General features: G+C 48.8%; 6 protein-coding genes. 4 read left to right on the forward strand and 2 right to left on the reverse strand.

Annotation, left to right across the window (positions count from 1 at the left end; translation table 11 throughout):
- Positions 1-51 precede the first annotated feature (51 nt).
- The 3 genes from H6F73_RS06495 to H6F73_RS27205 all read left to right on the forward strand — a co-directional run bounded on the left by H6F73_RS06495 (position 52) and on the right by H6F73_RS27205 (position 7533).
- Positions 52-321, forward strand: a complete 270-nt coding sequence (locus H6F73_RS06495) for a helix-turn-helix domain-containing protein (RefSeq protein ID WP_190757963.1) — start codon at positions 52-54, stop codon at positions 319-321.
- On the forward strand, positions 318-4739 hold the full coding sequence (locus tag H6F73_RS06500; protein ID WP_190757964.1) for a PAS domain S-box protein: 4422 nt from the start codon (positions 318-320) through the stop codon (positions 4737-4739). Before H6F73_RS06495 ends, H6F73_RS06500 begins: the two co-directional genes overlap by 4 nt.
- 61 nt (positions 4740-4800) lie before the next feature.
- The gene (locus H6F73_RS27205) at positions 4801-7533 is read left to right on the forward strand and encodes a GAF domain-containing protein (RefSeq protein WP_190757965.1); all 2733 of its coding nucleotides are present in this window, start codon (positions 4801-4803) and stop codon (positions 7531-7533) included.
- Here the strand turns inward: H6F73_RS27205 and H6F73_RS06510 are convergent.
- Positions 7530-13082: a PAS domain S-box protein gene (locus tag H6F73_RS06510; protein WP_190757966.1), complete on the reverse strand. Its 5553-nt coding sequence runs from the start codon at positions 13080-13082 to the stop codon at positions 7530-7532. The genes H6F73_RS27205 and H6F73_RS06510 overlap by 4 nt on opposite strands.
- A gap of 826 nt (positions 13083-13908) precedes the next feature.
- Between H6F73_RS06510 and H6F73_RS06515 the strand changes: the two genes are divergently transcribed.
- Positions 13909-14718, forward strand: a complete 810-nt coding sequence (locus tag H6F73_RS06515; RefSeq protein WP_190757967.1) for a Crp/Fnr family transcriptional regulator — start codon at positions 13909-13911, stop codon at positions 14716-14718.
- Positions 14719-15125: 407 nt separating this feature from the next.
- On the opposite strand, the gene H6F73_RS06520 is transcribed toward H6F73_RS06515, so the two are convergent.
- Positions 15126-15692, reverse strand: a complete 567-nt coding sequence (locus H6F73_RS06520; protein ID WP_190757968.1) for a PsbP-related protein — start codon at positions 15690-15692, stop codon at positions 15126-15128.

Consider the following 15692-nt stretch of genomic DNA (forward strand, 5'->3'; position numbering starts at 1 on the left):
GCCTGAATTTGTCTAATTCCTCCTCGAACTCTGGTGCTTCAAGAGGCGATCATGCTTAAGAAACCAGAAGTTAGCCATCTCATTCGTGAACTTTGGCAGTTAACGGCGCTCAGTCAGGAGCAGTTTGCAGCAAGATTGGGAGTCGCTTACTGTACCGTCAATCGCTGGGAAAATGGTCACATTCAGCCCTCGGCATTGGCACTAAAGCAAATTAAAACCCTACTAAAGGAGCTGAAAAATTCACCTGAGGCTATCCTTCAGGATAGGAGCCAGAAACTATTAAACCCATACTTTTCACCAGAGGAGTCGAGTGTTCCATGACTGAGGCGAATTCAGAATTTGTCAAGGGTAGGCGAGGAAGGTGGAGGATTTTGCCGGCCCAACTGTTGCACTATGGCGTTGCGTTGCTATCTGTTGCCTTAGCAGTAGGGACAAACCTTCAGTTCAGTCCCTATCTTGCCCCAACACCGACTCCACCCTTTTTCGCCGCCGTGATGGTCAGTGCTTGGTATGGGGGCTTAAGACCAGGGCTACTGGCAACGGCTTTGTCTACGCTGGCAATTAACTACTTCTTTATTGAGCCAAGCTACTCGCTCAATATCCCTAATCTGGGAACCCTAGTGCAGCTGGGCGTTTTCGTGATGGCAGCCATCCTGATTAATTCACTCAATGAAGCACAACGAGTTGCGCTGCGAAGAGCCGAAGCAAACTTGCACTCCCTGCGCGAAAGCGAAGCACGGTTTGGTCGTTTGGCAGAGTCTAACATCATTGGGATGATTGTGGCCCAGTTGAACGGACCCATCCTTGAAGCCAATGATATTTTTCTACAAATGGTTGGCTACACACAGCAGGAGTTACGCTCTGGTCGAGTGCGTTGGCGCGAGATGACTGCACCAGAATCCCGTGAGGTGAGTAACAGAGCAGTTCAAGAACTCACAACTACGGGAGTCTGTACGCCTTTTGAGACAGAATACATCCGCAAAGATGGTTCTCGTGTTCCCGTACTGCATGGCGCTGCCATTACGGGAGAAACGACCGTCATCGGTTTTGTGCTTGACTTGAGCGAACGTAAACGCAGCGAAGCCGAACGCAAACAAGCAGAAGCCGCACAGCAAGAAGCAGCCGGTCGGGAGCGAGCATTATATGTTAAAGAGCAAGCTGCAAAAGAACAACTAGAAACCGTGTTAGCGAGTATCAACGACCAGTTTTTAGTCCTGGATCGCGAGTGGCGCTATACCTACGTCAACGACAGGGTTGTGGAAGTTGTAGGAATGTCTAGGGAAGACCTCTTAGGCAAGTGTATCTGGGAGCTGTTTCCGGAGACGGTTGGGACTCAGTTCTACATGGAATTGCATCGGGCAGCGACAGAGCAAAGAATTGTTCATTTCGAGTACTTCTACTCTTCCTGGCAACGTTGGTTTGAGAACCACATCTATCCCTCGGCAACGGGCTTATCTGTCTTGGTTACCGAAATTACCGCTGTCTACGACGAGCTTCGCTTACGCAAACGGGCAGAGGAGACACTTGAGCGAACAAACCAGACGCTACAAACCCTAATTGATGCCTGTCCAGTCGCCATTGCTTTGTTCGATCCACAAGGAATTGTGAAGTTGTGGAATCGCGCAGCAGAGCAGATCTTTGGTTGGAGTGCAGATGAAGCGATCGGGCAGTTTATGCCTACTATTCCCCATCGACCTCAAGAATTTCTTGCCAGCATTCAAAGTGTGTTGAGTGGGCGATCGCTGGATGGGTTGGAAGCCCAACATCAGCGTAAAGACGGTCGAATGGTGGATTTAGAGATTTGGGCTAATTTAACTCACGATGTGCAGGGAAATCTGGCTTGCCTCGGTATTGCCTGGGACATCACGGAACGCAAACAGGCACAAGCCGCGCTGGTAGCTAAAGAACAGCGTTACCGCTACATTTTTGAGGCGGTGAGCGTTGCCATTTGGGAAGAAGATTTCTCTCAAGTAAAAGCCGCGATCAACCAACTCAAAGTGGCAGGTGTGCGCGATTTTCACCAGTACTTTGTCGAGCATCCCGAATTTGTGCAACAAGCGGCGGATATGGTGCGAGTTCGGGATGTGAATCAGGCAGCACTGCAAATGTTTGGCGCACAAGACAAGGCTCAATTGTTGACTTCTTTGCACCAAATCTTTGTCCCTGAAACCCAGGAAGCGTTTATTGGAGAACTAATAGCAATCGCTGCTGAAGAACCCTTTTTTGCAGCAGAAACTGTACTGCGAACCTTACAAGGTGATCGCTTCCATGTCTGGGTTACGATCGCCTTCCCATCGACTTCAGAATCCTATGATCGTGTGCTGGTATCCCTTCTAGATATCAGCGAGCGCAAGCGAGTCCAACAAGAACTCCAGCAAACCTTACAAACCTTGAGTACGCTCATCCAGGCTTCGCCGCTGCCCATAGTTGTCATTGAAGCGGATATGACCGTACAACTGTGGAATGCAGCAGCAGAGCAATTATTTGGCTGGAGTAAAGCAGAACTCTTAGGTCAACGACTGCCCATTGTCCCAGAAGAGAAGCAGGAAGAATGCCGGCAGCTTCGAGAGGCAGTAACCAATGGAGAAGTCTTTTCTGGCGTGGAAACCTATTGCCGCAAGCGCGATGGTTCAAATGTGATTCTGAATATCTCGGCAGCTCCACTTTACGACGAGGGCGGCAGTGTCAATGCAATTTTGCTCATTCTTCAAGACATTACAGAACGACAGCAGGCATTATCAGCCCTGCGAGATAGCGAAGAACGCCTCCGTTTGGCTTTGATCGCGTCAAATCAAGGACTTTATGACCTCAATGTGCAAACGGGTGATGCGATCGTCTCTCCAGAGTACGCCCGGATGCTCGGCTATGAGCCGGATGAATTTCAGGAAACGAACGCTAAGTGGCGCGATAGCGAAGCAGTGATGCTTGCAGCAGATCGCCTCCATCCTGATGATGTAGCAGTAGTCTATCAGGCTTATGAAGATTACGTTGCTCTTAGACGCGATGAGTACCGGGTGGAGTTCAGACAGCGAAGCAAATCAGGGGATTGGAAATGGATTCTTTCGATTGGCAAGATTGTTTCTTGGGACAATCAGGGGCAGCCATTGCGAATGCTGGGGACGCATACCGATATTACCGATCGCAAACAAGCGGAACTTGAAATCCGAAAATTTGTTTCCCTCACTGATAACAGCACGGATTTTATCGGAATGTGCGATCTGAATGGAGTGTCGTTTTATATCAATGCAGCCGGCAGGCAAATGGTCGGGCTGGATGACACGCGGCAATACAACGAAGCTCCAGTCAGAGAATTTTTCTTTCCCGAAGATCAGGATTTTATCGTCAATGAATTTTTCCCCTGCGTTTTGCGCTCTGGACAGGCGGAAGTGGAAATTCGTTTCCGTCATTTCAAGACTGGCGAAGCGTTGTGGATGATATACAACGTTTTTTACATCAGAGGCGAGAACGACCAGCCGATTGGACTGGCAACCGTCAGCCGCAATATTACTGAGCGCAAACGGGCAGAAGCCGAACGTGAACGACTGCTGGTGCGGGAACAAGCCGCCCGTGAGCAAGCAGAAGCAGCAAATCGCATTAAAGATGAATTTCTGGCAGTGTTGTCGCATGAGTTGCGATCGCCTCTCAATCCGATTCTAGGTTGGGCAAAACTGCTCCGCAGCCGCAAGCTGGATGAACAAAAGACGGCTCAAGCACTAGAAACGATCGAGCGTAATGCTAACTTGCAAACGCAACTGATTGGAGACTTGCTGGATGTTTCCCGCATCCTGCAAGGCAAACTGAGTCTCAACATTGCTCCTGTTGATTTAGCCGCCACGATTACGGCAGCAATGGAAACAGTGCGTTTAGCCGCAGAAGCCAAGTCGATTCAAATCCACACGGCGCTTGACGGCGCAATAGGGAAGGTTTCAGGGGATTCAGGTCGTCTACAGCAAATCATCTGGAATCTGTTATCGAATGCTGTGAAATTCACACCCGAAGGAGGACGGGTAGAAGTTCGCCTGGAGCGTATTGGCTCTGATGCTCAAATCACGGTCAGCGATACGGGCCAGGGCATCAGTTCCGAGTTTTTACCTTATGTATTTGACTATTTCCGTCAGGCAGATGGTGCCACAACCCGAAAATTTGGCGGATTAGGGCTAGGGTTGGCAATTGTCCGCCATCTCACAGAATTACACGGTGGCACGGTAATAGCCCAAAGTCTGGGTGAAGAGCAGGGAGCAACCTTCACCGTCAGGCTACCGCTGATCAAGGAAACTGCCGGCTTAGAGAACGAACCGAGTCCCAATTCTTCAGCCGATGAGCTTGCAACTTCACCGCTTGCCGGTCTTTCTATCCTGGTTGTGGATGATGACGCAGATACTCGTGACTATATCAGTTTTGTGTTGGAGCAAGCCGGCGCAACGGTGATTTGCGCCGCATCGGCAGATGAAGCACTGCAAGTATTGGTGCAATCAACCGCAGACATCTTACTCAGTGACATTGGGATGCCAGAGATGGATGGCTATATGCTGATGCGGCGCGTGCGAGCGATACCATCTGATCGAGGTGGACAAATTCCTGCAATCGCCCTCACTGCCTATGCGGGGGAAATGAACCAGCAACAGGCGATCGCCGCCGGCTTTCAACGGCACATCGCCAAACCTGTAGAGCCAGAATACCTAATTCAGGCGATAACTTCGTTAAGCGCTGCTAACGCAGCCTTGGTCAGGCACCTCTGAATAACGCAATCTCATTCCCGTTGCATTTCCCATTCTCCACTCGCTCGCTGACTCAAAACCCATGACTGAAACTTCTTCTAAACCCATTGCCATAACCGCCTCTTTACCTGCCAATGAGGTAGAAAGATTAGAGGCACTGCGGCGATACAAGATTCTGGATACTCCACCTGAATCGGCATTCGATCGCATTACGTCACTAGCGGCTCGTCTGTTTGATGTGCCAATCGCCCTAGTCTCTCTGGTAGACGAATCGAGAGCCTGGTTCAAGTCCGGCTACGGCTTTGAGGTACGGGAAGTGCAACGGGATGCTACCATTTGCAGCTTTGCGCTGTTATCTGACGATGTTCTAGTCATTCCCGACACCCGGCAAGACAAGCGCCTCACCTGTAATCCATTCGTACAAAATGAACCAGGTCTGCGGTTTTATGCGGGTGCACCGTTGATTACCCAAGATGGCTTTAACCTCGGCACGCTTTGTTTGTTAGATATGAAACCGCGTAATGCCTTAACTGATGAGCAAAAAGCGACTTTGGCAGATTTGGCGGCAATGGTTGTGGACGAATTAGAGCTACGGCTGGCAGCGCGTAAAATTGCTCAACTGGATGCGGCTCTGCTAGAGGTGACGCAGGGCGTTTCTGCCGTGACGGGTGAGGCATTTTTTTCGGCTCTGGTACAACACTTCACGAAGGCACTGGGAAGCGATTATACCTATATTGGTTTGCTCACTGGAGGCGACCCGGAAGCGATTACAACAATCGTGGCTTGTGCTAAAGGTAAAATTATCGACAACTTTGAATATCTGTTGCAGGACACACCTTGCCGAGAAGTCATTCGACAACAAAAAATGTGTTGCTACCCCCGTGGTGTGCAAGCGTTATTTCCCAAAGCTCCCCTTCTAGAACCCTTGAACGTGGAAAGCTATGTGGCAATTCCGTTCTTTGACTCGGCAGGCAAACCGTTAGGCTTGCTAGGCGTGATGGACGGCAAGCCGTTGGAAAATGTTCAGCTTGCAGAATCCCTGCTGACAATTTTTGCCCTACGGGTTGCGACTGAACTAGAGCGGCAACAGACCGAGGAGATGCGAACACAAACGCTGATCAAAGAGCAGCATTATAGCCGGCAACTGCATGGCTTGACGCAGGCAGCATTAGCGATCAACGCAACCCTTTCTGTTGAAGAAGTGCTGCAAGTGATTACCGAGCAGGCATATCAAATCATTGGCACTCACCAGTCGGTCACAAGCCTGACAATCGATCAAAACTGGGCACAGGCAATTAATGCTGTTTACCTGTCCGACAAGTATGCCCAGTGGCAAGACTATAACGACCAGACGGATGGATCTGGAATCTATGCCTGTGTCTGTCATTTGAACCGATCCATGCGAATGACCCAGGCAGAACTGGAAGCTCACCCCAGGTGGAAAGGGTTTGGCGAGGCAGCAGACAGGCATCCCCCCATGCGCGGTTGGTTGGTTGCTCCTCTCGTGGGGCGAGACGGACGCAACATTGGGTTAATCCAGCTATCCGATAAGTACGAAGGTGAGTTTACAGAAGAAGACGAAGCGATTCTGGTGCAACTGGCACAAATGGCATCGGTGGCTGTTGAAAACACGCGGCTGTATGAAGCCCAACAGCGTGCCCGCACACAAGCAGAGTCAGCGAACCGGATTAAGGATGAGTTTTTAGCCGTGTTGTCCCATGAGTTGCGCTCGCCCCTCAATCCGATTCTGGGCTGGGCAAGGCTCCTTCGCGAACGCAAGCTGGATGAAAAAGCCACAGATCGTGCCCTAGCAACGATCGAGCGCAACGCTAAATTGCAAACGCAACTGATTGAAGATTTGCTCGATGTCTCTCGAATTCTTCAAGGAAAGTTGAGCCTCAATGTCTGTCCCGTTAATTTGCCATCCATCATTAAAGCGGCAATGGAAACAGTCCGTCTGGCAGCAGAGGCGAAGTCAATTGAAATTCAGATGCGATTTAAACCGGCTATTGGTCAAGTTGCCGGTGATTCAACCCGCTTGCAACAAGTGGTGTGGAATCTGCTATCCAACGCGGTTAAGTTCACTCCAACTGGCGGACAGATAGAAATCACATTAGAGCAAATCGCGTCTGAGGCACAAATTCAGGTGAGGGATACGGGCAAGGGAATTTCTCCAGATTTTTTGCCCCATGTGTTTGAGTATTTCCGGCAAGCGGATAGCACCACAACCCGCAAGTTTGGGGGATTAGGGTTAGGGTTGGCCATCGTGCGCCAGCTCGTCGAGTTGCACGGAGGAACTGTTGCAGCAGACAGTCCAGGAGAGGGACAAGGGGCGACTTTTACAGTCAGACTGCCGTTGAGAAGGGAAAGTGCCACGCCGAAAGATGAAACCGCTACCACTAACTTGTTCACGACTGTTCCTGACACTTTACCCCTAACAAACATCCGGATTCTGGTTGTCGATGATGAAGCAGACTCTCTTGATTTCCTCGCTTTCGTCTTGGAACAAGCAGGTGCAGAAGTGACGGCAACAGCATCCGCAATCGCTGCATTACAACTACTGACGCAATCGAAGCCAGATATTCTCATCAGCGACATCGGGATGCCGGAGATGGACGGCTATATGCTGATGCGTCAGGTGCGATTGCTGGAATCAGAGCAAGAAAATAATATTGCTGCAATCGCACTAACTGCCTATGCTGGAGAGATGAATCAGCAACAGGCACTTGCCGCAGGTTTTCAACGGCACATCGCCAAACCTGTGGACCCAGAAACACTGGTTCAACAGATCAAGAACATGGTTAATTGTATTTAACTGGCCGATCTCAGCAAACGCGCGATCGCTTTCACCAATTCCTCAGGTTCCACAGGCTTCGAGATATGCATCCCAAATCCGGCAGCTAAGGCTTGCTGCTGATTGATTTCTCCGGCATAGGCAGTTAGTGCGATCGCTGGAATCGTGCCTCCTTGTTCAGGTGACCACTTTCTAATTTGCCGAATCAGGGAATAGCCATCCATCTCTGGCATCCCAATGTCACATAACAGCAGATCGGGGATAGATTGATTCAGGAGGGTCAACGCCTGTGCAGCCGAAGCGGCTGTGGCAACTTGTGCGCCAGATTGCGTTAGGGTGAATGCTGCCAACTCCCGCATATCTGCATCGTCGTCCACAACCAAGACCTGAATACCTGCTAAATCTGTTGCACTTTCTGGGTGCCTGTCATCACAAGAGGGTTCCGGCTCGACAATGTTTAATGGGAGCCGGATGATAAATGTAGCCCCTAAGTTCTGTCCTAAGCTGTCTGCGTGAACGGTTCCTCCGTGTAATTCGGTAAGATGGCGGACGATCGCGAGTCCCAATCCCAATCCGCCGAATTGTCGGGTCGTTGTGCCATCTTCTTGACGGAAGTAGTCAAACACATAGGGTAAGAAGTCTGGATTGATGCCTCTTCCAGTATCTTTAACTTGAATCTGAGCATACGTGGCAACTTGCTCTAGTTGCACCTCGATTCGTCCGCCGGCTGGGGTGAATTTCACGGCATTGGAAAGGAGGTTCCAGACTACCTGTTGGAGGCGATTGGTATCACCTGAAACCGTTTTTGAAATAGGATTAAACGTGGTGTGGATTTGAATGTGTTTGGCTTCGGCTGCTAGTTGTACCGTTTCCAGGGCGGCTTCAATCGTTGCCGCTAGATGCACTGGAGCGACGTTTAACGTCATTTTTCCTTGGAGAATGCGCGAGACATCCAACAAGTCCTCAATTAATTGCGCTTGCAGCTTGGCGTTGCGTTCGATCGTTTCCAGGGCTTGCTGGGTTTTTGTGGCATCGAGTCGCCCAGTTCGTAGCAATTTTGTCCAGCCCAGAATCGGATTGAGGGGCGATCGCAACTCGTGGGACAACACCGCCAAGAATTCGTCTTTAATTCGGTTAGCGGCTTCTGCTTTTGTGCGATCGCGTTGAGCCTGCCGGTACAACTGAGCATTGTCGATCGCCAAAGAAGCACGACGAGCCAATTCCTCTGCCAGTTGCAAATCTGCTGAGGTATACCGTCGTCCAGATTCGGCACCGATAAAGGAAATGACCCCTAGAATTCGTGCCTGAGTTCGTAGTGGCACCGTCATTACCGAGCTGAATCCAACCTGCCGCAGTATTTCCAAATGCTCTGGGTCACGCGCTGAGAGTACCAACAGTTCATCGGGAATCTCCGGCACTAAATCAGGTTGCCCAGTTCGCAATGTAAATGCAGCACCGCGAGGGTCATTCAGGTTCAGTGGATACTTGTCTCTAATCTGATAGGCCCATTCCAGTTTAGCCGGCTCGATGTGAGCAACTGCAATCTGCTCGATCTCACCATCCTCTTCTATCATGTGAACCGTACACCAGTCCGCTAATTCCGGCACTGTAAGCTGCGCGACTCGTTCTAGAGTCGTTTGAAAATCGAGTGAGGATGCAAGGACGGCACTTGCCTCAGAGAGAAACCGTTGGGCAAGCTCTAATCTGACGCGCTCAGTCACATCTACCACATAAACTAGAACGCCTTCGACCTGACCATTTGAGTTAACGGTCGGAAGATAGTAAACGTTGTAGTAGCCGGGCCGGCGATCACTGCGTCCGGGAACATTCACCGCAAAGTTCGGTGAAATGAAAGGATTGCCTGTGGCGTAAATCTGATGAAAGACTTCAACTAATTTTGGATCGGACTGACCAAAAAGATCTGGAATTGAATAGCCTAAGTGTTGCTCGCGGGTTAATCCATTAATTTCTGCTAATGCTTCGTTGATGGCAATAAATCGCTGCTCGGAATCTAACAGAGCAAGTCCAATCGGTGATGTTTCAAAGATGGTTTCCAGTTGGCGCTGTGCGGCTTCTGCGTGAGAACGGGCAATGCGTTCGCGCTCTAGGAGTTGTTCCCGTTCCTGTTCCGCTTGCTTGCGTTCTGTGATATCAATGACGACGCCGATCGAGTGCTTGGGATTTCCCTGAGAATCATAAGTAAACTGTCCTCTTGCTTCGACCCAGTGAATCGAGCCATCTGACCAACACAGGCGATATTCATGGTGATACTCTTTCTTCTCAGCTATGGCTCGCTGAAGTTTCGCCTCAACTTCTGCTAGGTCATCGCGATGAACCCGACTTGCCCAAACTTCATAGCCCGGTTCGCACTCATTCGGTTGAAGACCTACCACCATGAAGTGTCCTTCTGACCAAAGCAATGCATCGGTCTGCATATCCCAGTCCCACGTTCCCATGCGTCCGATTTTTACTGCCAGTTGCAGATGAGCTTCACTTTCGCGCAATTCCTCTTCCGCCCGCGATCGCTCCACGGCTAGCCAGGTTTTTTCAGCAATTCGCTCCATCACCGCCACATCTTCCTCCGTCCAGTGGCGAACACAGACATGGTGCAACACCAACAATGCGACAAACCGTCCCTCTTTCACCAAGGGAACACATAGGAGAGATTTGGTTTGAATTGCGTCAAAGGCAGCCGCCCCGACTCCGGCAGTCCGAGGATCGCTATCAACATCGTCCACGACGATTGTTCTACCCTGTTTTAATTCAGCGATGATTTCAGGACCAAAGGAATCCAGGTGGTGTTTGCCCACCACGCTGATTACACCATTGCAGAAATCGCGCTCAACGATGACGTATTCCTGAGTGGAATCAATTTCACCGTAGGTACAGCGAGTGACTTGGAAATGTTGTCCTGTGCCACAAACCACTTGCCACATAATTTCCTTGGGGTCTTGAATGGCACGAATCGCCTCATTCAATTCGAGCAGGAATTGCTGAATTTCTTCTTTCTGCTGGAGGTTCTTGAGTAGTTGTTCAATCTGTTGCCTTGCCCGCACCTGGGCTGTCACTTCAATGTTATAAATCAACACGCCCTGAATAGTTCCCTCAGCATCCCGCCAAGCCGGACAGATGCAGTTGAAAAATCCCTCTTCCAACACACCATCGCCGTTGCGATCCCAGTAAGCAGGTGACTCATTCCGAATGAACGTTTCTCCCGTCCGGTAAACGCGCTCAAGGACATCAAAGTAAATTTGCCCCTCTATCTGCGGGAAAACATCCCGGATTGATTTCCCGATCATGTCTGGAGTGCGCCCAGTCCCTTGCAGATAGGTTGGATTGGCAAATTCATACACAAGATCGGCACCTTTAACAATGCCAATCATGGCAGGCAATTGCATCAGGATCTCATGCAACCGCTTGCGTTCGGTTTCTGCTTCCAGTCTGGCAGTTTGTTCTCGTTTTAAAAGGCGATCACGCTCTGCTTCGATCTGTTTGCGTTGGGTGATGTCAACCGAAACGCCAACAATGCGAACTCCCTGTCCGGTTTCATCCAGATAAACTCGCCCCTGACTGTTGATCCAGCGCACAACGCCGTCGGGACAAATTACCCGGTACTCCTGCACGTAGGACTGTTCTCCAGCAATTGCTCCTGTCGCCGCTTGCATCACCCGTTGTCGATCGTCTGGATGGATGAGCGCAAAAAAGTCTTCTCCTGTGCCTTCTTGAAGACCCCAAACTTCTAGAGCATTGGCAGAACACACCACTCGATTGGTCGGCAAATCCATATCCCAGACCACCATCTGAGCCGCCGTTAATGCCAATCGCAGGCGTTCTTCGCTCTCTCGTAATGCCTGTTCAACTTGTTTGTAATCCGTTACATCACGAGCAATACTTAGTACCGTTTCCACGCAGCCATAACTTGTCAATTCAGGTACAATAAGCGCCTGATACCATCGAATACCATTTAGACTCGGAAACTTAAATTCAATCGTCTGTTCCTGCCCGGTTGCAAAGACTTGCCGTAAACTATCATGCCAAAAACGATAGAGGTCTTCTGGCATTCCTAGCTCAACATTGGTCTTGCCAACAAATTGCTCTGATGGAATACCTGTTGCCAGTTCTACAGAAGGGCTGACATAAATATGGCGAAATTCTGCATCAACTCGGCTAATAATGTCTGGGGAATTTTCAGCAACCATTTTGAACTGTTGCTCTCGCTGGCGCAGTTCTGATTCCAAGCGTTTGCGCTCTGTTAAGTCGATCAAGAAGCCTACACCTAAATCGTTAGGTCCTCCTAAATAGGCAGTCCCAATTAAAACGGGAACCCGGCTACCATCTTTACGAATGTATTCCTTCTCAAACGGCGCATGGCGACCAACTTGTTTCATCTGTGCCATTGCTTGTTGGTCTAAATGCCGAAACTCCGGTGGAGTAATCTCAAGGAAGTTTACTTCTCCCAATAAAACTTCTTCTCGCGTGTAACCTAAAGTGGCAAGCCAAGCGTCGTTGACTTCTAAAATATTGCCTTGAAAATTACCGATGATGATGCCAATAAGATTTGCATCAAATAAACTTCGTAGCCGCGATTCGCTTTCGCGTAAGGCTTGCTCTACAAGTTTGCGCTCGCTCACGTCTTGGAAGATAACAACGGCTGCAACAATCTGCCCTTGGTTATCTAAAATTGGTGCTGAGTTGACGTTAATGAAAAGGCGGTTACCATCATCTCGATGAATTTCTATCTCTTCGTTGGTAACAACCTCACCTGTTTTTAGTGATCGCACCAATGGATACTCGTGAGGGGCATAAAGCTGACCATCTAAGCGAAAGATTTCACATGGAAGAATTGGTGTATATTCCTCAAGCTCAAGCAACTGTTCGTAGCCATACCCAACCAGTTGCTTGGTTTGTTCGTTCGCCAGAACTAATTTACCGGATGCCGCATCGGCAATCATTACACCAGCCGGCATCTGTCGTAAAACGGCTTCAAATCGGGCACGTTCAATTTCAAGCTCGTGCAATAACCGTTCTCGTTCTGCCTCCGCTTGCTTGCGTTCTGTAATATCCCGAAAATAAACTGCGACACCTTCCGCAGACGGGTAGGCATTTGCCTCTAGCCAACACTGGACAGGTTCCGCAAATTCTTCCCAGGAAACAGGAACCTGTTGTGCCACTGCCCGATGTAGTTCGCGATAGGCAATTCCATTGACCAACTCAGGAAAAACCTCATTCCAAACGTGCTTTCCCAGTAGTTCTTCTGGCGTTTTGTGCAGGATTTTAGCTGCCGCCTGATTCACGTAGGTGTAGCGCCAGTCGTGATCGAAGGCGACAAAAGCATCCGTAATGCTTTCAAGAATTGTTTCCACCTTACCTTCAGTTTCTTGGGCAACCAGCAACTGTTCGCCTTCCAGAGTGCGGGCAAAGCGTTCAATGACTTCAGAGCGAGAAATTCCTCGCCTGTGAGCCTCTTTATCGAGCGCTCGCCATGCTGTATTAGTCAGAGATACGCTCACTCGTTGTTTCGTCTCCGAGTTCCAATTGCTAACAAACTTGCCTATGGCGTCGCGCTTCATGAAGAGCCATCCGTATGCATACACGGTCTTCTCTATTCAAGCTGAGTTACTCCCTGAGGAGAATCCGCCTGAAGATTGATGCTGAAGTTAGTTTTTAATTCAATCAAGATTTGGCGATTGTCAATGCCCTACATAAGTCTTTTCACAAGCTTGATTTATCCCCTTTCCCTGTTTCTAAAGCAATTGTGCCCATAGACAAACCGCTCCCCACCTTAACTTGTTACGGATGTGGATGGTGTCTGCGAGAATCGGACTAATATTCCTTTAGCACCAAACTCATGCAAACTGCTCAACTTGTCAGCAACAGTCTCGACGAAATGTGGCGACTGTACTAAATCTCCAAAAAGTTCAGCTCGCAACTCGACATCACCCAAGTTTTTTATGAAGTCGATGACTTCTGCCAGCAGTTCGATCACCACCGGCAGCATGAGAATTTGTCATGAGGGAATAGGAGTTTGATAGCGGGAGAGCGATCAGCAACGCTTGTGCCAAAGGCGATCGCTCTCCCAAAGGTTAAGAAAGATGCGACTAATGGATAGCTTGGTAAGAGGGGCTTGGAGGATCTGAATCAGGCCCTATTGAGGACATTTCAGCCTTAAATTGACACCGATGGATAATACCCTTGCCTTGACCGTAAGTGAGGTGCAACTGAATTTTCTGGTAGGCAGTCTTGTGTGGGGAATTGTTGAGATCGTCAAATTAGACCGCACCATACAGATATTAATCACTTATAATATCTAGGCGAAAGCTAGCAGCAAGCTTAATAGTTGCATTAATACTCAAAAAACTTAGTTATATATCATCTTTGAAAAATTGGACAAATATCATGTACCCAAGATATCAAAGTGCTTCTGCTCTCACAAACTCGTTTTTGGGTGCCTTGCCTGATGCAGAATATCAAAGGCTCTCGCCTCACTTAAAAAAAGTGTCTCTGCGTCAGGGTCAAGTTCTGCATGAAGCCGGCTCACCTCCCCAGAGCGTTTACTTTCTCACTGAGGGCATCGCGTCTTTAACACTGGGCAGTGTGGAAGGTAAAGAAATAGAGTTGAGCATCGTCGGAGACGAAGGTATCCTGGGCGAAAGAGCAATTTTTGCAAGCAATGGCTTGCAGTTGATTCGATGCGTGATGATTACCAAAGGTTGGGGTTATAAGATGCCCCCAGACCTATTCAAAAAAGAGTTCAACCGAGGTGGTGTGCTGCAACAGTTGGTGTTGAGCCGGTTAGAATCGCGGATTATTGAAACTTCCCAAACCGCTCTTTGCAATCAAATGCACGCATTAGATCAGCGATTGTGCCGCTGGCTGCTGACATTTGCCGACCGTTTGCACAACGAAGAAATGGCTATTACTCAAGAACTTGCCAGTCAGATGTTAGGCGTTCGCCGTGCTGGAGTCACGGTGGCGGCTGCACTACTGCGCGACGCTGGACTGATCGAGTGCTCACGCGGTCGGATCACCATTGTTGACCGCGTCGGATTAGAAAATCAAGTCTGCGAGTGTTACGAAGTCATCAAAAAGGCAACTGGGCCATCGGGGTTTGAAGGACGCAAAGATGCGGAGAGTGGCAGACGTCCAGACAGTGTTCAGAGAAAAAATCAGACGCCGACTGCATCTACGATGCAGTCGGCGTCTTGAACTTTTGGAAGTGCCGGTATTCAGCAATGCCCAATAATTGATTAAGCTAGTTATTTAATCTTATGATTAGCTTATCCTTTGCCAAGCCAATCCTAAGTGGATAATGCCATTAGCATTCCTTTAGCACCAAACTCATGCAAACTGCTCAACCTCAAGGGATGAAAACTATATCCTTGATTCAGTCTAGTGTTTAGCCCTGAAGTCATCCCTTGAGGCTGAATATTTATGCTTAAAGAGTTGTGGAATTCAAACTACATTAGCCGGCTTTTTTGTCAAAAATTTTTAGATGTGTTCTACCTGGCTGCTTAAGCAATATCAAAACTTTGTAGGTTGGGTATTAATCTAACCCACAAAGTTTTGGGCTTGTTGAGAATAGGGTGACGATATCAGTTTTTACAAATTTTGGTTCACTCAATCGCTCGAACAGAACCATGAATGCTTTGAATAATTGGAATCGCTGAGTTATTTTTTTGATAGTAACTTTTCAGAGAAAGTGTTTCGTTCGCGTTGTAACGAATTAAAGTAATAATTGTGTTGGTGTTTGCGCCGGCAAACCAAAGTCTTAAGGCTTCCCGCCCCCCTACTTTCGTTTTCCCTCTGCGAGTTAGCCGAGTTCCGGGTTCAACAGATTCGAGCATTTGATTGACAACTGTTTCAAACGCATCAGGTTCAATGGCAACATCAGTCTTAATTAAATTGGCAGGAACCCTGCCACCGCCAAGCGTTGGTTTTAGATTGGTGATAATGAGCAATTCTCTAGGCGTTGCGCCGGCAGGTTGCGGACTTCTTTCTAAAAACCAGCTTGATGGGTATCGAATTGAAAATTCATTGGGAATTTGATAAGGTTGCCAGTTTTTTACTTCAGCACTATTTTGAGCAAAACTTGTGCTAATTCCCTGTTGAGCCGGCAGCGGGAAAGCGTTTAAAATAACTAAATTTGTGACGACGATTGCCAGCAAAAGTTTGAGTTTCAT

Source organism: Microcoleus sp. FACHB-68, assembly GCF_014695715.1.
Classification (GTDB): Bacteria; Cyanobacteriota; Cyanobacteriia; order Cyanobacteriales; family Oscillatoriaceae; genus FACHB-68.